At 30.5% G+C, this 20,816-nt stretch carries 14 protein-coding genes, 3 tRNA genes and 1 rRNA gene; 4 read left to right on the top strand and 14 right to left on the bottom strand.

Features of this window, described 5'->3' with window-relative positions:
• Positions 1–303 precede the first annotated feature (303 nt).
• From HLA87_RS02780 to rpsL, 8 genes are all read right to left on the bottom strand, one after another.
• Positions 304–744: a hypothetical protein gene (locus tag HLA87_RS02780; protein ID WP_171111709.1), complete on the bottom strand. Its 441-nt coding sequence runs from the start codon at positions 742–744 to the stop codon at positions 304–306.
• Between the two features lie 612 nt (positions 745–1,356).
• A 5S ribosomal RNA gene (gene rrf, locus HLA87_RS02775) occupies positions 1,357–1,462 on the bottom strand.
• A 115-nt stretch (positions 1,463–1,577) separates the two neighbouring features.
• Positions 1,578–1,653 (bottom strand) — tRNA-Lys (locus tag HLA87_RS02770).
• A 28-nt stretch (positions 1,654–1,681) separates the two neighbouring features.
• Positions 1,682–1,768 (bottom strand) — tRNA-Leu (locus HLA87_RS02765).
• Positions 1,769–2,242: 474 nt separating this feature from the next.
• Positions 2,243–2,318, bottom strand: a tRNA-Lys gene (locus HLA87_RS02760).
• A gap of 95 nt (positions 2,319–2,413) precedes the next feature.
• Positions 2,414–4,504 carry an elongation factor G gene (fusA, locus tag HLA87_RS02755; RefSeq protein ID WP_171111707.1) on the bottom strand — a complete coding sequence of 697 codons (2,091 nt, stop codon included), beginning with the start codon at positions 4,502–4,504 and terminating at the stop codon, positions 2,414–2,416.
• A 9-nt stretch (positions 4,505–4,513) separates the two neighbouring features.
• Positions 4,514–4,984, bottom strand: a complete 471-nt coding sequence (rpsG, locus tag HLA87_RS02750; RefSeq protein WP_171111705.1) for a 30S ribosomal protein S7 — start codon at positions 4,982–4,984, stop codon at positions 4,514–4,516.
• A gap of 25 nt (positions 4,985–5,009) precedes the next feature.
• Positions 5,010–5,429 (bottom strand): 30S ribosomal protein S12, encoded by a 420-nt coding sequence (gene rpsL / locus HLA87_RS02745; protein WP_171111703.1) that lies wholly within the window; start codon positions 5,427–5,429, stop codon positions 5,010–5,012.
• Positions 5,430–5,712: 283 nt separating this feature from the next.
• On the opposite strand from rpsL, the gene HLA87_RS02740 reads away from it, so the two are divergent.
• From HLA87_RS02740 to HLA87_RS02730, 3 genes are all read left to right on the top strand, one after another.
• Positions 5,713–6,927, top strand: a complete 1,215-nt coding sequence (locus HLA87_RS02740; RefSeq protein ID WP_171111701.1) for a trigger factor-related chaperone — start codon at positions 5,713–5,715, stop codon at positions 6,925–6,927.
• 176 nt (positions 6,928–7,103) lie between these two features.
• Positions 7,104–8,714: an ABC-F family ATP-binding cassette domain-containing protein gene (locus HLA87_RS02735; protein WP_171111699.1), complete on the top strand. Its 1,611-nt coding sequence runs from the start codon at positions 7,104–7,106 to the stop codon at positions 8,712–8,714.
• 136 nt (positions 8,715–8,850) lie between these two features.
• Positions 8,851–9,141, top strand: a complete 291-nt coding sequence (locus HLA87_RS02730) for a hypothetical protein (protein ID WP_171111697.1) — start codon at positions 8,851–8,853, stop codon at positions 9,139–9,141.
• Between the two features lie 69 nt (positions 9,142–9,210).
• Here HLA87_RS02730 and HLA87_RS02725 read toward each other — a convergent pair whose 3' ends face one another.
• The 6 genes from HLA87_RS02725 to HLA87_RS02700 all read right to left on the bottom strand — a co-directional run bounded on the left by HLA87_RS02725 (position 9,211) and on the right by HLA87_RS02700 (position 18,070).
• Complete coding sequence (locus HLA87_RS02725) at positions 9,211–11,586, bottom strand: phosphoketolase family protein (protein WP_171111695.1); 2,376 nt, start codon at positions 11,584–11,586, stop codon at positions 9,211–9,213.
• Positions 11,587–11,809: 223 nt separating this feature from the next.
• Positions 11,810–12,772, bottom strand: coding sequence for a lactate/malate family dehydrogenase (locus HLA87_RS02720; RefSeq protein WP_171111693.1), 963 nt, complete (start codon positions 12,770–12,772; stop codon positions 11,810–11,812).
• Between the two features lie 332 nt (positions 12,773–13,104).
• Positions 13,105–14,151 (bottom strand): zinc-dependent alcohol dehydrogenase, encoded by a 1,047-nt coding sequence (locus tag HLA87_RS02715; RefSeq protein WP_336508855.1) that lies wholly within the window; start codon positions 14,149–14,151, stop codon positions 13,105–13,107.
• Positions 14,152–14,848: 697 nt separating this feature from the next.
• Positions 14,849–16,132: a glycosyltransferase gene (locus tag HLA87_RS02710; protein ID WP_171111691.1), complete on the bottom strand. Its 1,284-nt coding sequence runs from the start codon at positions 16,130–16,132 to the stop codon at positions 14,849–14,851.
• Entirely contained in the window at positions 16,122–16,889 is a 768-nt protein-coding gene (mf1, locus tag HLA87_RS02705; protein ID WP_171111689.1) for a diacylglycerol cholinephosphotransferase Mf1, read from the bottom strand. The genes HLA87_RS02710 and mf1 overlap by 11 nt, the downstream gene beginning before the upstream one ends.
• Positions 16,890–16,966: 77 nt before the next feature.
• Positions 16,967–18,070, bottom strand: a complete 1,104-nt coding sequence (locus HLA87_RS02700; protein ID WP_171111687.1) for a hypothetical protein — start codon at positions 18,068–18,070, stop codon at positions 16,967–16,969.
• Between the two features lie 146 nt (positions 18,071–18,216).
• Here HLA87_RS02700 and HLA87_RS02695 point away from each other — a divergent pair, with 146 nt between their 5' ends.
• Positions 18,217–20,742, top strand: coding sequence for a leucine-rich repeat domain-containing protein (locus HLA87_RS02695; RefSeq protein WP_171111684.1), 2,526 nt, complete (start codon positions 18,217–18,219; stop codon positions 20,740–20,742).
• Positions 20,743–20,816 lie beyond the last annotated feature (74 nt).

Genomic DNA, 20,816 nt, shown 5'->3' with positions numbered 1-20,816 from the left:
CTTGAAGGAATTACCAAAAAGATAATATTAAATAACTGGTGAAATACCAAAAAGGATGATGAAGCTGAAAATAAGTTCAAAGAAACCGATGATACGGGATGCAAAAATAATATTTTTAAAAGATGATGCCAAAAAAAGATAATACTTTGTAAAAGATGACCAACTTGTAATTTAAAAAACCGTAGCACTCACTATGGTGTTTACAAATTAAGAATTTATTGTTCTTTGTTTACGTCATATTTGTCGACAATTCCTTTTACATCGTCAACTTGTATTTTGAATGTTAATTGAGAATTATTATTTTTATTTTTTTTCGGGCAATAATTTTAAGCCGATCATTAAAGATTCAACACCATTATTGAGTTCTATTCTAAGTCGGAAAGGTGTTTTACTATTGTCGCTATTCAAAATTCTATAAGATTTTTTATTTGTTTCCGGACAATGATTTAGGTCAATATTTTTTATTTCTTGTACAATCCAATCTCTCTCCAAAAAATGCAAATTCTTAGTATTAATAGGTTCATCTATTCCTGTTTCATAATCTCTTATGACATCTATAATACCTTTTTCCGAATTCAAAATATTATTAAAAATCGCTACAATAATATTACCTGACATTGATTTAATCAATTTGTTAATTGATTTATTCACAGCAGTTCTAACATTTTCAACTTCTTTAATAAATTGCTTTTCTTCGAGCTCCTTCAACAGAAATTCATATTCATCAAGTGATGTTTTAAACAATTCATTTTGTTCATTTAAAAAATTCTTAATTCTCGATGTATTTAATAAATCAAAAGTTCCTTTGTATTTATCGTTTTTAATTTTTTTTGACTTAATAGATATTGAAATTTTATTATTAACATCAAAAATATCTTTTCTATTCTTTGTTCCGCCTTTTTTAATAAAACGGAAAGGCTTATCTATTTCAATATTTGGATTAATCTTCGATATAGTTTTTTTTTAATAATTAAAATGAGATGGATGATTAAAATAATTTAACAAGGAATCTTCACCGCTTATACCATTGTAATGTGAACTACCGTCTGTTTTATAAGCCATATATTTCTCCTTTACACTCCATTATAATATTAAGAGACAATTTAAACTTTATTTTTGCCTATTAAAGTTTATTAAAAAATATTAAATTAATTATATATGAATAAAAAATGATTTATTAAAAGAATATTTGTCTCGTCGCATTTATTAATTATTGTTATGATAATAAAATAAATATCTAGAAAAATATACAGATTAAAAAATCATAGAGATTCTTAATATGTAATTTTGTGTGCCAATCTCATGCATAATACTACCATTTATTAAAATATTAAATTTTCAAAAAAAGCATAAAAAAAATAGCAGCTCCCTATTTTCCCATCTCTGGTATCGTCGGCACTACAAGGCTTAACTACTGAGTTCGGAATGGTATCAGGTGATCCCTTGCGCTTTAACCACTGATAATATTCTATAATAAAATTTTTAAATACCAAACAAATTTATTATTTTTTTTACATATGAATCTATTAAAAAATAAAAAATAAGCCAACGGCTTATTAATGGTCAATTTCTTGACATGGTACGCCCTAGAGGATTCGAACCTCTGACCCAATGGTTAAAAGCCATTTGCTCTACCTGCTGAGCTAAGGGCGCATCTTCTTGTGGAGACCTTACGGTCATCTGGTACCCAGAACTGGACTTGAACCAGCACGGTGTTACCACCGAGGGATTTTAAGTCCCTTGCGTCTACCTATTCCGCCACCTGGGCAATTTCATTTGAAAATTGCTATTTAATTATAAGACATTTTATAAATGAACAAAATATTTTTTAATTTTTTTTATTTGTTAATAACAACAGAAATTAACGGAATTATTTTAACATATTTTATGATCAAAATAAAATAAATTAAGGTTTTATGGGCGATTATTTTATGATTAAAAAAATATTTATTTTCTTTGAATTATTTTTTTTCATGCTAGAATATATATCGTAACTTATGTTACAATAAAAGTGTTAAACCTTTTCATATCTTAATTTATTTTTTATACATCCTAACAACCGAAATCATATTATGGTTGTTTTTTTTATATTTTTTTGACGTATTTAGCTAACAATAACAGGTATATGGATTTTGAAATCATTCTGGATTTTGAATATTCCAGCGATATATATATGCAAAAATAACTAATAATATAAAAATAAGTCACCGGTTGACTTATTTTTACGATCAATTTCTTGATTTGGTACGCCCTAGAGGGTTCGAACCTCTGACCCAATGGTTAAGAGCCATTTGCTCTACCGGCTGAGCTAAGGGCGCATGTAATATTGCATATAAATTTTAGTACTTTTTTAGTAAGTTGTAAAACTTTTTTTAAAAATAATAAAAAATAAGGCCGCGCCTTATTTTTTAAATTAATCTTCGTCGTTGTTTTGAATATTACGTGTTTTAATAACTTGATCAGCAATATTTTTTGGACATTTTTCGTAGTGATCGAATTGCATTTGGTAGTTTCCACGACCAGCAGTCATACTACGCAAGTCAGTCGCATATCCAAACATTTCTTTTAAAGGAACGTGAGCACGGATAATGTGAGCACCGTCATTACGTGTTTCATTATCAACGATTTGTCCTCTACGACGTGTTAAGTCTCCCATAACATCACCGAAGTAATCTTCAGGAATAACAACAGCAACGTCCATAATCGGTTCCAATAATACTGTTCCTAATTGATCTTTAGCTTTAGTTAGAGCTTTAGAAGCAGCAATTTTGTAAGCCATTTCAGACGAGTCGACATCGTGGTATGAACCATCAAATAAAGTAGCTTTAATGTCGATCATTGGGTAACCAGCTAAAATACCGCTAGCCATTTTATCTTCAAGTCCTTTTTGAATTGACTTGATGTATTCTTTAGGGATTTTACCGCCAACAATTTTGTCAACAAATTCAAATCCTTGGTCTTTGTTAGGTTCGAATTTAATTCAAACGTGACCATATTGTCCTTTACCACCTGATTGTTTAATGTGTTTGCCTTCTACTTCTGCGTCTTTAGTAATTGTTTCACGGTATGAAACTTGTGGAGCACCAACTTTAGCTTTAACACCATGTTCACGTTTTAAACGGTCAACAATAATGTCAAGGTGCAATTCACCCATTCCGGCAATAATTGTTTGTCCTGTTTCTTCGTCAGTGTAAGTTCTAAATGTTGGGTCTTCAGCAGCTAATTTTTGAAGACCAAGCGCTAATTTTTCCATAGCATCTTTTGTTTCAGGTTCAAGTGCTTGAGAAATAACTGGTTCTGGGAAAATCATTCTTTCAAGAACAATTTTTGGTGATTTTTCAGCAACTAGTGTATCACCTGTTGTGGTTGCTTTAAGACCAACTAAAGCGTTGATATCTCCGGCATAACATTCGTCAATTTCTTCACGTGAGTTAGCGTGCATTTTAATAATACGTCCAATACGTTCTTTAACATCTTTAGTTGTGTTGTAAACATATGAACCTTTTTTCAATACACCAGCGTAAGTACGGAAGAAAGTTAACGATCCAACGAATGGGTCTGTCATAACTTTGAAAGCTAGTGCCACAAAATCGTGGTCATCAGTAGCAGGTACTGAGACTTCTTCCTCGCCTAAGTAACCTTTAATAGCAGGTACGTCTAATGGTGAAGGTAAGTAGTCCACTGCTGCTTGAATCATTAATTTAACACCTTTATTTTTAAAACTTGTTCCACAAATACATGGGAAGAATGTTGATGTTAATGTTGCTTTACGAATCATTGATTTAATTTCTTCAACTGTTGGTTCAACACCTTCTAAAAGTTTCATCATAAATTCGTCATCATAAGTTGAAAGAGCATCAATAAGCATTGCTCTTCTTTCTTTAGCAACGTCTAGTAAATCAGCTGGGATTTCAGTGATTTCTGGGTTTTCTTCTGGAGCACCATCATAGATGTATGCTTTCATTTCAACAAGATCGATAATACCTTTAAAGTTTGATTCAGCACCAATAGGTACTTGAATTGCAACTGCATTTCCGTTTAATCTTGTTTTAACTGAGTTAACTGACATGAAGAAGTCAGCACCCAATTTATCCATTTTGTTTACGTAAACAATTCTTGGAACTTTGTAGTTTGTAGCTTGTCTTCAAACTGTTTCTGTTTGAGGTTCAACACCACTTTGCGCATCAAGAACTGTAACGGCACCATCAAGTACACGTAATGAACGTTCAACTTCAACAGTAAAGTCAACGTGTCCTGGGGTGTCGATGATGTTAATTCTTGTGCCTTTTCAAAAGGCTGTAGTCGCAGCTGATGTAATTGTGATTCCACGTTCTTGTTCTTGAGCCATTCAGTCCATTTGTGAAGCACCGTCGTGGGTTTCACCTAATTTGTGAATTTTACCTGTGTGTAGCAAAATTCTTTCGGTTGTAGTAGTTTTCCCTGCATCAATGTGGGCCATAATACCGATATTACGGTAGTTTTCTAATTTATATTCTCTTGCCATAATATCTTATTATCATCTAAAGTGAGCAAAAGCACGGTTGGCTTCAGCCATCTTGTGTGTGTCTTCACGTTTTTTGATTGCTCCACCGGTTTTGTTTGATGCATCAATGATTTCGTTAGCTAAACGCAAATCCATTGTTTTTTCGTTTCTTAGACGTGAATATTGTACTAGTCATCTTAATGATAATGTTTGTTTTCTACGTGCAGAAACTTCGGTTGGAACTTGATAGTTTGTACCACCAATTCTTCTTGTTCTGATTTCTAGTTGAGGTGTAATGTTTTCAATTGCCAATTGGAATACTTCCATTGGTTCTTTGTTAGTTTTTTCTTTAATAATGTTAAAGGCTGAGTATAGAATATCTTGCGCTACGGATTTTTTACCATCTAGCATAATTGAGTTAATTAATTTAGTAACTAGAACTGAATTAAAAATTGGGTCAGCAAGTACTTCTCTAACTGGAGCTTTGTGTTTTCTTGACATAATTTTCTCTCTTTCTTTCTAAGTATTAGTTACTTGATTTTTCTCTCTTGGTTCCGTATAGACTTCTACCTTGTTTACGGTTGTTTACTCCCGCTAAGTCTTGTGTACCTCTAACGATGTGATATCTAACACCAGGTAAGTCTTTAACTCTACCACCTCTGATTAGAACAACTGAGTGTTCTTGTAGGTTATGTCCTTCACCGCCAATGTAGGCAGTAACTTCCATACCATTTGATAATTTAACACGAGCATATTTACGCATAGCTGAGTTAGGTTTTTTAGGAGTCATAGTTGCAACACGAGTACATACACCACGTTTAAAAGGTGCAGATTCTTTACGACTTGTTTTTGTAAGTGTATTGAAACTTAAGTTTAATGCTGGCGCATTTTGCTTACGTACTTTTTGCACTCTACCACTACTAACTAATTGATTTGTTGTAGGCATTTTATTTTTCCTTTCTTTATAATAAATATATTAATGTCCAATATTGCCATTTTATAATAGCGGACTTATTATACAACAACCCATCCGTGCGTATCAATAAAAATTATTTTTTTTTGTTTTTAACTGTAAAATAACGTTTTAATATAAAAAATATTGCCTATTTTTAGTTTAAAGGTGCAAAAAATTAATGAAATTACAGAAAAAATGACAATAAAATAAACAACCAGCTTAATTTATGAATTGTTATATATAATAGATATACAAAATCTTTTAAGGAGATAAAATGATTAAATACAACACAATTGAAAAGCAAGTAAACTTAAATAAAGAGAAATTTGCAAGTTTAAAACATAATCAACTTATGTTTGCCTTAGCTAATAAAATAAAATCAACGCCCGAAGTTTTAAAAGGTCGTGCAATAGACGAAATAATGAATAGAGAAGTAACAACTTTAATTGAAGAAGTCAACAAAGATAAAACAAATGTTTTGGTAGGGAGACCTTTCGTTAACATTTTGGAAGCTGAAGAAGAATTAAAAGCTGAAATAGTTTTAGTTTACTATTCAGGTCAAGAAATCAATAAAATTGACTTAAATAATATTAAATTTGATTATCAACCAACACGAATTGATCAATCAATGCTTGATACAATTTTTAATGAATTTAAGAAAAAATATCCAGTCTTAAAGGAAGTTGAAAATCGCCCAATTGAAGAGGGTGACATTTGTGACGTTAATCTAATTGCTAAATATGACGGTGAAGAAAAAGATAACCAAAAAAATATTAAATTACAAGCCCAAACAACAGAATCGTTTTCAATTAACCAGGAATTAATTGGTAAAAATATTGGTCAAACATTCACCTTTAATGATCCATCAAACTATAATTGAACAGTCACAATTAATAAAGCATTTCATGAAGAAATTATTAATGTTACAGAAGAAAACTTTGAACCAATGATTGAAGAAAACATTAACAGTTTAGAGGAATTAAAAACTGAGTTCGAAAAGAATATTAGAATAGAATATTATTCAAATGAACTATTTAAATATTTCAGTGTTTGTGCAACTGAATTAGCCAATTCTAATGATATTGAAATACATCAATTTTTGCTAAATGATTCATTGGATAGAGTCGCATCTCAAGAGGCTCGTCCAGGGGGTATTTTAGATGGTTTAAAATCAATATCTGAATTAGATAAAACAAATCCTGATCATTTAAAGTTAATGGATATTGCTTATAAATCAGTGTTAAGCCAAGTTTCTTCAATAATTTTAATGCAAAAAATGAGTAATCTTTATGACCTTGAACCAACACAAGAACAAATTCAAAATGAAATAACTTTCATTAATAAAATAGATAAAACATCTCGTGGCGCTAATATAAACCCAGACATGATTGCCAGCGGTTTAAAAAGACAGTTCGCTGCATTAAAATTAATTCAAATACTGCACCCTGATGTTGCTAAGTTATTTTTAGATAATATTAAATATAATTAAAATGAAGCTCGGTCTTCTTTTTTAATTATTTTACTAAACAAACAGAAAAATGAGTATATTCGTCGATTTATGAGTATTGTTATTGAAATAAATAGAATACAATATATAACGCTTTAACCTTTATATAAATTCTATCTTTGATATAATAATTAAATATTAGTTTAATGGGAGGAACTATGTTAGAAGTACAAAATTTAAGCAAAATCTTTAGTGATAAAAAACTATTTGAAAATGTTAATTTGAAATTTACTGAGGGTAATACATATGGAATTATTGGTGCTAATGGTGCTGGAAAATCTACATTCTTAAAAATTTTATCAGGCGAAATTGAAGCAACCAGTGGACAAATAATAATTGAAAAAAACCGTAGATTAAGTGTTTTAAGCCAAGATCACAATGCATATGATGATTTAATCGTCACAGAAGTAGTTGTAATGGGGAATACGGATTTGTATAAAATAAAAAATGAAAAAGACGCAATTTATGTTAATCCTGATGCAACCATGGATGATTATACAAGAGCTGGTGAATTAGAAGAAAAATTTGGAGAATTGGGCGGATGAACAGCAGAAAATGATGCTCAAGAATTATTATCTGGACTACAAATACCTAAAGATAAATGAGATGTACCAATGAACCAATTAACTGCTAATCAAAAAATAAAAGTTTTACTTGCAAAAGCTTTATTTGGAAATCCTGATATTTTAATCATGGATGAGCCAACTAACCACTTAGATTTACGTTCAATAAAATGACTAGAAAACTTTTTAGCAGATTACGAAAATGTTGTTATTGTTGTTAGTCATGATAGCGATTTCTTAGACAATATCTGTACACACATAGTGGACATTGATTTTAACGAAGCTCGCATTTACACTGGGAACTATACATTCTGAAAAGAAAGTAGCCAGCTTGCTTTAGAACTTATGAAACAACAAAACGCTAAAAAAGAAGTCCAAATTGAAAAACTTAAACAATTTATCGCTCGTTTTAGTGCTAATAAATCTAAGTCTCGTCAAGCTACATCGCGTAAAAAATCACTTGAAAAAATATCACTTGACGAAATCAAGCCATCAAATCGTAAATACCCATATATTAATTGAGAAATAAACCGCGAACCAGGCAAGGACATCTTAGAAGTTGAAGGACTTTGCTATGAGGAAAATGGCAAGAAAATGTTCCAAAATGTATCATTCACACTGTCTCGTGGAGAAAAAATGGTATTGATTGGCGATGATGATATCGCGAAAACAAGGTTCTTAGAATGCATTTTAGGCCTAAAAAAACCTACCAGTGGTAGTGTTAAATGAGGTCAAACTATTAAAACCACTTATTACCCAAATGATAATAAGAAATACTTCAATGAAGATATGTCAATTTTAGAATGAATATCTCAATGACCACTTGAAAACACCACTGAAGAAACACGTGACGTTTCCGATCAAAGAATGCGTGGTTTTTTAGGTAGAATGCTATTCTCAAACGACTCTGTATTTAAGAAAGTTTCAGTAACTTCAGGGGGCGAAAAAGCAAGACTAATGTTTTCTAGAATGATGCTTTTAGAAGCTAACTTTTTAATTTTAGACCAACCATTAGACCACTTAGATACCGAAAGTATTGACTCTTTAATTTCAGGTTTGAAAAATTATCGTGGGGGCGCAATATTTACCACATATAACAGAGCTTTAGTTAATCAAGTTGCAAATGTTATATTAGAGATTGCCCCAGATAAAAGTTTCATTTATCATGGAACCTTAGATGAATATGAAAAATTAATGAATTATTAAAAGCGTTATTACGCTTTTTTTCATATTTTTTTCATATTTATGATTGGTTTTCATTGGAACAATTGTTTTTTGAAATCAAATCACAATTAGTGAATTAACATTTTAAGGTATAAAATATAAACAAGGAGAGGTGGATATGAGTATGAAAAAACTAAGCAAAATAACATTAGGCGTTGCCGGTTTAGCAGCTTGTGCTTTACCGGTTATCTCGGCATCATGTAATAACACAACAACAAAGAAAAATAAATTAAAATCATTGTATAAAGAATTAGGAGAATTAACCGGTGTTGATTTAACTAATACCGAGTTTGCAAAATTCATTGATTCACTTTCGAAAAAAACAAATAAAGAAATTGATGAACTATTAGACATTCAGATTTCATTAATTCAAAACGCAATTAATAAAATTAAAGGTCTTAAACAATAAGAAAAAAAATTAACATTTTTAAGCAAATGTTAATTTTTTTATATTCACTTATAAAAGCGATTTTAAATATTATTTAATACCTTCTCATTTTCAGTTTTTAACTTCATCAATATCGGTACCGTGTTCTCTAATGTATTCGGTATGGTAAGCTAATGTATCGTCCATTTTCTTAATGAATGAACTTGCTTTGTCGCCATAAACTGCTTTAGCAGCAGAAATTGACATGTGGAATCTGTCCATTTGTGATAATTGACGAATATCAAACGAAGTTGTAATGTCACCGTGTTCACGGTAGCCGTGAGCTAATAGATTTCTGTTGTGACGTGTAAAGAAGATATCTCTTAATAAACTTTCGTAACCGTGGAAAGCAAATAAAACTGGTTTGTCTTTTGTAAATACTTTGTCAAACTCTTCATCTGTTAAACCACGAGAATCTACTGATGGATGTCTTAGTTTTAAGATTTCAACTACGTTAACAAATCTAATTTTTAATTCAGGGAATTGTTTATTTAAGATTGAAATTGCCGCTAATGCTTCAATTGTCGATTCAGTACCTGAAGCAGCAACAACTAAGTCAGGTGTTTGATCGGCTGATACATTTGATGCTCAATCAATAACTTTGTAACCTTTTTCAACTAATTCTTTAGCTTCAGCAACTGTAAAGAATTGTTCTCTAGGTTGTTTTGAAGCAACAATAACGTTAATAACATTTTTTTCTGCAAATGCTTTTTCAGACACTGCTAATAATGTGTTTGTGTCGGCTGGTAAGTATTCTCTAACAACATCAGCATTTTTGTCAGCTAAGTGTCCTAATAAACCTGGGTCTTGATGTGTGTAACCGTTGTGGTCTTGTTGAAAGGCGTTTGAAGTAGCAATAAGGTTTAATGATGGTAAATCATTTCTTCAATCTAGTGGTTTACACTTGTTAATTCATTTTAAGTGTTGTGTAATCATTGAGTCAACAACTCTTAAGAATGCTTCATAAGAAGCAAAGATTCCGTGACGTCCAGTTAAAACATATCCTTCTAGAAAACCTTCTGCTTGGTGTTCTGAAAGCTGTGAATCAATAATTCTACCAGCAGGACCTAAATTTTCATCCAATAATGGGTCGATACGATCTAATCATTGACGTTTTGAGTGTTTTAAACAATCAAATAAACGGTTAGATTTAGTTTCATCAGGTCCAAAAACTCTAAAACTTGTTGGGTTTAATTTCATTAATTGTGCGTAGTAACTACCAAGGTTAGCCATATCTTGAGAAATTACAGTACCTGGTTTGTCAAATTTAATTGCAAAATCTTCTCAGTTTCCTAAAACAAGATCTTTAGGATCGATTCCACCGTTTGTTGCGGGGTTCATCGCCATTCTTTTGTTGCTTTTAGGAGCGATGTAAAATTCTGGTTTAATTTTGCCATTTTCATCAAAGATTTCATGCGGTCTATATGATTCTAGTCAAGCTTTTAATTCAGGTAGGTGTGTTGGATCTTCAGCTTTGACAGGAATTGGAACTTGGTGAGCTCTAAAACTTCCTTCGATTTGGTTTCCACCAAATTGTTTTGGTCCTGTTCAACCTTTTGGTGATCTAAAAATAATCATAGGTCATTCAGGTCTTGTTTGTTCGTCAGCAGATTTTTTGTCAGCTTCTGCTTTAATAGCCATTATTTTTTCAATAGCGTAATCTAATTTGTTAGCCATTTCTTGATGATAGTCTTCAACTTTTTCAACTTCAACAAAGATCGGTTCTCAACCAAAACCTTTAAATAAGTTAGTTAGTTCTTCATTTGTTCTTCTTGAAAAAATAGTTGGGTTTGAAATTTTTCCACCGTTTAAGTGAACAATTGGCAATACAACACCATCATTTTTAGGGTTGATAAATGTGTTTGAGAATCATCCAGCCATTAATGGTCCAGTTTCGGCTTCACCATCACCAACAACTGTAGCAGCTATTAATGAAGGGTTATCTAGAATAGCTCCGGTAGCGTGCGATAATGAGTAACCTAATTCACCACCTTCATGTAATGATCCAGGTGTTTCAGGTGCTGCGTGAGAAGCTGTACCGCCAGGGAATGAGAATATTTTGAATAGTTGTTTCATTCCTGCTTCATCTTGTGTAATTTTAGGGAATAATTCAGTGTATGAACCATCCAAGTATGAGTTAGCAACCATAACTTGTCCACCGTGACCTGGGCCCTCAATATAGAACATATTTAAGTCATATTTATTAATAAGTCTATTTAGGTGAGCATAAATGAAGTTTTGTCCTGGAATTGTTCCTCAGTGTCCAATTGGATAAACTTTAACATCTTCAGCTTTTAATTCGGTTTTTAATAATGGGTTATTTTTTAAGTACATTTGACCAACAGAAATATAGTTAGCCGCTCTTCATCAAGCATCAACTTTTGCTAAATATTCTTTTGAATCAAAATCGATATTTTTATTTTTCATGTTTTTCCTCCTTGCTTATGCTTATACATTATAGTAAATAAAGTATTTATTCATAGTTTTAAATTTAAGTATTATATAGAGTTGTGGAATTGATAGCATATCCGTTCCATATTTTTTTATACTTAAAGAACTCAAAAACGTGTTAATCCGTTTAAATTTTTTTAAAAAAGGAAATAAAGAAATTTCATAAAAAAAACACCATCAATTTGGTGTTTTAATGAAATTATTTAAATTCGTGTGTTACGCCAACTTGGCTAAGTGTGTCATTATGAACCTTAGTGAAGTTTTTAGCTGCTGTGTTAAATCTATCTCATTCAGCTTCGGTTAGAGACATTTTTTCAGGTAAGTATTCGTAACCGTTTTCTCCAATAATAACTGGGATTGAGAAATAAATTCCTGGGTGTTTAAAGTCATTAGGCAATTTTACACCAACTGTCATAATTTTTCTTTTGTTATTTAAGATAGCTGCTGTGATTTCGTACATTGATGTACCAATACCGAATTGTGTGTTACCTTTACGTGAGAAGATTTCGAAAGCTTCTTTTTTAGAATCTTCGTATAATTTTTCTTTTACTTCTTCTGTAAATTGAGGTAAATCATTAATGAATGTTTCACCAATTTTAGCAGTTGATCACACTGGAACGGCAGATGCACCGTGTTCCGCAATAATTGAAACAGTTATAGAATCAGCCTCAACATTGTAACGGTGTGAAACAAGTTTTTTAAGTCTTGCTGAGTCTAAAATCGTACCTGCAGAAATACATTTTTCTGCTGGTAATCCTGAGGCATAGTGGAATACTGCTGCCATTACATCACATGGGTTAGCCGCAACAACAACCGAACCTTTGAAACCGGTTTTCTTTAATGTGTCCCCAAATGATTTCATTAGTTTTGCGTTTGCTCCAGCTAATGCTAGACGATCTGCAAATGATTTATCTGCTGGAATTGATGCACAAACTGCAACAATATCTGCATCAGCAGAATCTTTTTCTAATGAACCAACTCTAAATGTTGAACCGTTTCTTGGCATGATTGCAACCATGTCCGAAAAATCTTTTGCGTGTGCCAAAGCAATATCTTCGCTTTTATCAACAAAAACTCATTCAGCTTCTAGGCCTCTACATACAGAAATATTAACGTATGTAAAACCAACATTTCCAAGTCCTACGACGATAATTTTTTTCATTTTTTGCTCCTTTTTTTCATAAAAATATATTTGGATTTAATTAGCTTTTTTAGCTATATATATTATAAGTAAAAATAAATTAAAAAAACACTCGCAATTCATCATTTTTAATTTATTTTTATGTCTTATTATGTGTAGTTTTGGCAAATTATGAAAACAATCATAAATAAAATAATTTTCGTGTTTACTAAATAGGAATTATTTTCGTGTTTTTAGCTTTTTGTTTATTATTTACCGAAACAAACTGGAACGTTGTTTCCATTTTTAACTTTTATTTAAAAAAACGTAAAGAAAAAACACTCAAAACGAGTGTTTATAAGAATAATATTGGCTTATTTTCTGTAGTCAATAACTGCTCTACCAATGAATTCGCCTTTTTCAAGTTTTTCAAAGATATCAGCAACATCTTCTAGTTTAACAACTTTTGTAACTTCTGATTTAACAAGACCTCTTGCAGCATAGTCTAATGCTTCTTTTAGATCTTTACGTGTACCAACGATTGAACCCGCTAGTTCACGTTCACATAGAACTGTTCAGAATACTGAAACAGGGAATTCGTCTTTGCCTAATTTATCTTTAGCTGGTAATCCAACTAATACTTGACGACCTCCACGACGTAGCATTTCCATACCTTGAACTGCGGCAGGAGTAGCAACTGATGTGTTTACAACACCGTGAACTCCACCTTCCGTAACTTCGATAACTTTTGCAACTGCATCAACTTTTTTAGAGTTAAAAGCAAATTCGGCACCTGATTTTAATGCTAATTCGCATTTTTCATCAGTTAAGTCGATACCAATTGGACGGTAACCCATTGCTTTTGCATATTGAATAGCTAATTGTCCTAGCCCTCCAACACCAATCACAGCAACAAAGTCACCTGGGCGTAGTTTTGCTTGTTTAATAGCTTTATAAGTTGTAACACCAGCACATACAACTGGAGCACCAGTAATTAAATCTAAACCTTTAGGGACAATTCCCACAAAGTCTTCGTGTCCGATTGCATATTCGGCATATGAACCATCTTTGGTATATGCAGACATGTTTTGGTTTGGACATAATGTTTCTTTACCGTCTAGACAGAATTCACAGTGTCCACATGCGTCATGTAGTCAAGCTAAGCAAACTCTATCTCCAACCTTTAGGTGTGTACAACCAGGACCTAATTTTTCAACAATTCCAATTCCTTCATGTCCTGGAATTAATGGGTATTTAGGTTCAACTAATCAATCATAGTTTGCAGCGTGTAAGTCAGTATGACAAATACCGCTTGTTTCCATTTTGATTAGAACTTCTTTTTCTTTTGGTTCTGGAACATCTACTGTTTCAACGCTTCAATTACGTGGCGAGCGTACCACAAAAGCTTTCATTTTAGCCATAAGCTATATCCTCTTTTCTTATCTTTAATGTTTTTTATTTTTTATACGTTTTTTTGATAATCTAACTGCTTATCACTTTAATTCTATAACTTTTATTTGCGTTTTACACCACATAGTTCATAACAAACATTGAATTATCGTAAATAATTCCACATACTATAGCAAATAATTTAGAATCAATTAAATAAAAGATTGATATTTAAAAAAACTAATAAAATATAGTAATGAAGAAAAAACTAAACATACTAATTTACGTGGCAATTTTTTTGAATTTTTCACTCGCCTGAATATTGATTATTCCGTTCTTAATGCAGGGTGAAGATTTTTTAGATATATTATCAAATATTTTGTTGATTGCTTTCGTATGATCACCTCTGATAGCTTCTATTTGCGCTGTCAATATAATCTTATTTAGTGTTTGATTAGGCCTGTCCTCTAACTATAGAACAAAAGAAAATAAAAAATTAACTCTCTTGGTTGCTACTAGTTGTATAGGAATTATAGTGAATATACTTTTCCCAACTCTATTCCTTTTGTATATATTTTGACTAGCACAATATACGTTTGGACAAACATTACTTAATATATTATTTATTATTAAATTCATTGATTCAGCAACATTGATTCTATTAATAATTAGTTCACTATTTATCAAATATCCAAACCAAAACTAAAAAAAACACGCATTCGTGTTTTTTTATTTTTTGAATTTGTTTCTAATTTTTACTGATAATTTTTCAAATCTTTTTAGTCTTGCTGAGTCATAAAAATTTTTAATAATATCAATATAATTTTTCAATGATTTATCAATTATTTTAGACCAGTCATAAACCATTGTTTTAGAAGCTTCGCCGACAATTTTTAATTTCTCGGGTTCAGAAAAAATATGGATAATGTTTTCAACTAAGGAATCAATATTTTCCATACAAGTAAAGCCATTGAAACCATCTACGATGCTTTCAGCAGCAGCTGAGTTTTTTATCACCAAACTAGGTAACCCTTGGGAAGCGGCTTCGTGAATAACTAAGCCAAATGTATCAAAAACCGACGGAAATAATAGTAGATCATGACTAAGATATAGGCCTTTTAGTAAATCACAATCTCTGACTATGCCAGTAAAATTAATATGTTCATAAACGCCAATTGACTTTGCGTATTCAACTACCTCATCATATTTTCAATCACCACCAACCATAGTTAAATGGTATTTTGGATTAATTTGAATAAGTTTTTTGTATGAGTCTAACATTAGTTTAATATTTTTTTCTCAAACAAAACGAGAAACAAATAAGAGATTAAATTTATTTGAATCAATATTGTATTTTTCAATCGCTTGATGTTTTAAAAATTCATGGTTATATGGAAATTTAAATTTAGTTCCGTTTGGCACAATAAAATGCTTGTTTTGAGTTAAATCAAGACCGCTCTCAATCATAGAAGAACGAGAAACGTGAAAAATACCATCTGTATTTTTTATAAATTGTTGAACTACTAATCCACCAATTTGACCAATTATTGCACTGTTAGCAGATTTTGAAATTGCCATTTTAAAATTAGTGTGCATAGTGATTATTAAAGGTATGTTATAACGTTTTTTAAGTTGTAATCCGATATTTCCTGCGAAAAATGGTGAGTGCACATGAACAATATCCGGATTAAATTTGTCTATATCCAGTAGTTCCGATTTAACTAGAGGCGTACGAATAACTTGATAGCCCCCTCATTTTATAAGACTGCATTTAATTCGCATTGGTTTGTAGTCTAATTCTAAATCCTTTTTCAAATCATAGTCAGAATAAGCGGGTGCTAACACCAAAAATTCAATACCTTTATTTTGAAATTGTTCGATATAGTTTTCCATTACTCGAACTACTCCATCAACCATCGGAATGAAAGAATCCCCAATGATTACAACTCTTAAAGGTCTTGATTTAAGTTCAATTAATGGTGCTTTTTGTCTTCATAGTGATTTATTTTTCATGTTTTGTCGTTTCTTTCTTCTTTTTAGTGAATACATCCATGTCGTATAACCCTAAATGCTCCGACATAAAATATTTCTTAGGTATATTCCAATTAGGCCCGTATGTTGAGACAAAAAATTCCTCATAATTTTTAAATATATTAACTTGAACATCTTCAAATTTAACCGAAATTAGATTATTCCAATCAATTGCAACTTTAGAAGCTCGCTTAACTTCCTTATTGCTAGGTCAAGTTATAACAAAATCAATGTCTCCATAAGGAACATTTAGCATTTCATATGCTTGGTCGAAGGAAAATTTTGGCCATAATCAGGTTCAAAGTAACAAGAATTTAATAATTCGCATGCCTCATTGTCGTTTAAATAATTTTCTTTTAGTAAAGTTTTTTAAATATCTTATTTTTGTTGATAAGGAATTATATTTTTTTAGATTTTTCCGCGACGTTTTAACAGCAACAAAAATATCTAAAAATGTAGCATCTTCATCGGTTTCAGAATCATTTGTAAACTTGCCAAATAATAATGGATTATTACTGTTTTTAGAATGTTTGATAAGATTGGGATAAATTTTTATCAACAAATCTCACGATTCTTTTGGTACTAAAATATCAATATCATCATCCCAAGGAATAAATCCACCATGTCTTATTGCCCCAAGCATAGACCCATAAAAAATTGAATATTTCAATTTATGTTTATTTGCAATTTCGAGAAATTGTTTTAATAAATTAAATGTTTTAAGTTGCGTTAAATTCATAATTCTAATTATATATTAATTGAATTGCTAATACTCTTTTATTTGCACAAAAAACATCATTGCTGATGTTTTGAATTTTAAATTTCAAAAATTAAATGTTTAATTTGACTCCCAAATGTTTTAACTTCATCATTTATGTTTACGCCTTTATAACGTATATCAAGTTGAACATTATTATTATTTAATTTGGTAACAGAGTATAACAATTGTGAATTTACACGTTTTTGTGCACCATATGTATATTTAGATTCGTTCATTAATCTTCAGTTTTTGCCTGGATTATCATCTTGAGATTTCAAAACAACAAAACGATGTTTATCGTCGATGTTTTTTCAATCTAATGGAGTATTTTTAATCTTGTAAATAATTGCGCATTTTTCAAAATCATAATAAAGGTCTAAATTATTTGCTAATAATTCTTTTCTTAATTCGTCTTTATTTGAATTGTCATTAATCATAAATTTATCTGTCATTTTTTGCGCTCATTCATTTACTTTTTTAACATCATCTGATACTTCAATTGGAGTGTCATCTTTAAGGATTGCTTGAACTCCATTGATGATTATAGTAGTTGATGAAGAATTTTTTGATAATGGAATTTCACCAAAATCAACATACTTAGCAACTTTGTATTTTAGTAACAATTCGATATCATATAATTTTTTGTTATTTTCCTCGTATTTACTTAGGATTTTGACTTCGTAATCTAATTTTAAGTTTGTCTTTTTTACACCATCTTTATTCATTCAAAAAGGGTCAGAGGCACTAACGATTTGATATCCTTTCAATAAATCTGGGCTTTTCAATTTCAAAACTATATCTTTATTTTTATCATATTTTTTTCAATCTGGGTGATTTCCAGTTTTTGTTGAAATAACTACAAAATCAGTATAAGAACATCATAAATCGATATCTTTATTTAATAAAGTTGCCCCAAATTTAGATTTTTGCTCCTCATTCATTTCAAAAGCGTCTTTTAATGATTGTGTAACTAATTCAATTTTCTCAAGATTTTTATTATCTTCATTAAATGTTACCGTATATAAAAAATCATTTTCTGCGTCATTTATAGAATTATTTCCGCTTTTTAAATTATTATTACATGAAATAGAAAAAAACGGAATAGTTCCAACACTCAACGCTGCGCATGAATTTAAAAAATTTTTGAATTTTAATCTCATAATTTGGCTCCTAGTTGATATATTTGGATTTAACAAATTATATAGAATTTTCCACAAAAAATCTATTTTTTACTGGTTTTTACTATTAAATTGTGTTTTTTTATTCATTTAAAAATATAATGTTAAAAAATATGGAGATAAAAAAAATGAAAACAAAAAACAAAATTTTATTAAGCATGGGGATATCGTCAATGGCGCTATTACCCGTTGCAGCAATTAGTTGTCAAAACACAAAACAAAATATAGATAAGGATAATATTGACAAATATTTTGATTATGAACATAAGGATGGAATTTACTACATCAAAAATATAAAAAATGGAGTAAAACTAAAAAAACTAATTTGAAATTCACCAGAACAAATTTCATTCAAAAAATTTGAAAATATCGAAAAACTAAACACAATTACCGAAATAGAATTATTGAAATCAAATATTATTCCAGAATTTGCTTTCAAAAACTTTAATTCTTTAAAGACAGTCGTTGCAAATAAAGTTGGATTAATTGGAAAAAACGCATTTGAAAACACTGGCCAGTTAGTTAGCTTAAATGTGCCAAATTTAAAGGCGATTATGGAATATGCTTTTAAAAATTCAGCAATAAGAAAAATAGACTCACCTAATTTGTTAGAAATTAAGGATGGAGCTTTTATCAATTCAAAAATATCTGAAATTAACACAAACAAATTGCAAAAGGTTGGAATACAGAGTTTTAGTGGAGCAAAAGAATTGAAAGAAATTAATGCTCCAGAACTTAAAGAAATGGGAGCAAGCGCTTTTGAGAATGCTACATCTATGGTCAAAATTAGTATGCCACAGATTAACTCAATAGGATTTTATGCATTTAAAAATACGAAAATTTCCGAAATTAACACAGGATTAATTCAAGTAGTTAATAGTGAAATGTTTTCTGGGACAACTCTTTCAAAAATTGTAATGCCTAATGTTACTGAAATCAGAGATGGAGCTTTTAAAGAAAATGTTTCACTAAAAGATGTTGAAATGCCTAAAGTAAAATGAATTGGTATTGATTCATTTGCTAAAACGAAGTTTCTTAATTCAATTAGGAATAATGATGGTATTAGTATCTATAATAATATTGTGTTAGATGGAAAACAAGCTGTTGGTGAAATTACATTACCAAACGTTTTAACAATTGCACCGGAAGCATTTAAAAATGCTGATAAAATAACTAAAATATCATTGCCGAACGTTATAAACATCGGAGATCATTCATTTCAAAATGCAAATCATTTAACAGCAATTCTAATGCCTAAAATCACTGAACTAGGTAAATCAGTTTTTGAAAACACCTCAATAACCGATTTAAATACCGGATTAGTAGAAAGTATATCTACCGACAGTTTTAATGGTATGGACAAATTATTAAATCTTGTTGTGCCTAATGCTGTAAAAGTTGAAAACAGTGCTTTCGAAAAAATATTAAACCTTGAAACAATAGAACTAGATAACGTATTAATTGTAGAAGATCACGCATTCAATCGAGTTAAAAAACTAAAACGAGTTAAATTACCAAAAGTAAAGACAATCGGGAAATTTGCTTTTGCGGAAGCGATTAACTTAGAAATAATCGAAATGCCTAATGTTGAAGAAATTGGGGAAAAAGCTTTCTACAAAACTAATAAATTAACGGAAGCAAAATCAAATAAGTTAATTAATTTAGGTAGTTCTGCCTTCGAATTTAACACCAATCTAAAAGTTGTTGATTTTCCTAATTTGATAACTATAAATTCATCAACATTTAAAGATTGTTCTTCATTAACTGAAGCAAATATTCAAGCAGTAGTAACAGTCAAAAATCAAGGCTTTAAGAATTGTTCAGCATTAACTAAATTAATTCTCCCAAACCTAGTAACAGTAGGTGAAAGTGCATTCGAAAACACAGAAAAACTAAATACGTTTGAAGCACCAAAATTAAATTCAGTGGGAAATAATGCGTTTAAGAATTCAGGATTTATTCAATCATTAATTGATAAATCGTCTAATAAAATTGCGGTGGTTAATGGAATAATTTTAGATATTAGCCAAGCAACAGGTGAAATTACCTTATCCTCATTAACAACTGTCCCTGACAATTTATTTAAAGATAACACAAAAATTACATCAATAAAATTACCAAACGTTACAGAAATAGGTAATTCAGCGTTCAATGGTTGCACGGCTCTAGCTAAAATAAGTGCTCCTAAATTAATTAAAGTTGGGGACTTCTCTTTTGGAAAAACCAAGTCATTAAATACTTTCGAAGCGCCAAAATTAAATGAAATTGGTAAAAACTCTTTTGCAGGTAGTTTATTACAAGATAATGATGAAAATTATGCTGAAACTGGAATATTTTTAATAAATGGTATATTAATATCTTATGATGCATATGGCGAAATAAACAAAGTTAATGAGGCAAGGGTGATAGCAGATAGTTTATTTGAAGATGATAAAGATATAAGTGAATTTGTCTTTTCAAATGTTGAAATCATTGGTAAAAATGCTTTTGCTAACTCAACACTAACAAAAATTGAAATACCTAATGTTAAACATATTAAGGCAAATGCGTTTAAAAAAACAAATATCCAATTTAAGACTTCTGTATTCCCAGAAGGTTTCACAGAAACAGATTTTAACAATGTAAAAAAGGGAATTGAGTGAAATAAATCTTAATAAAAGATTCAATAAGAAATAAATTTTAGTGAACAAAAAAAATAAACACGGGGTAAAAACGTGTTTATTTTTAT

The organism is Mycoplasma miroungigenitalium (assembly GCF_013008635.1).
GTDB classification, from domain to species: Bacteria; Bacillota_I; Bacilli_A; order Mycoplasmatales; family Metamycoplasmataceae; genus Mycoplasmopsis; species Mycoplasmopsis miroungigenitalium.
The sequence above is the reverse complement of the archived record's forward strand: the minus strand, read 5'-3'. Positions and strand labels throughout refer to the sequence as shown.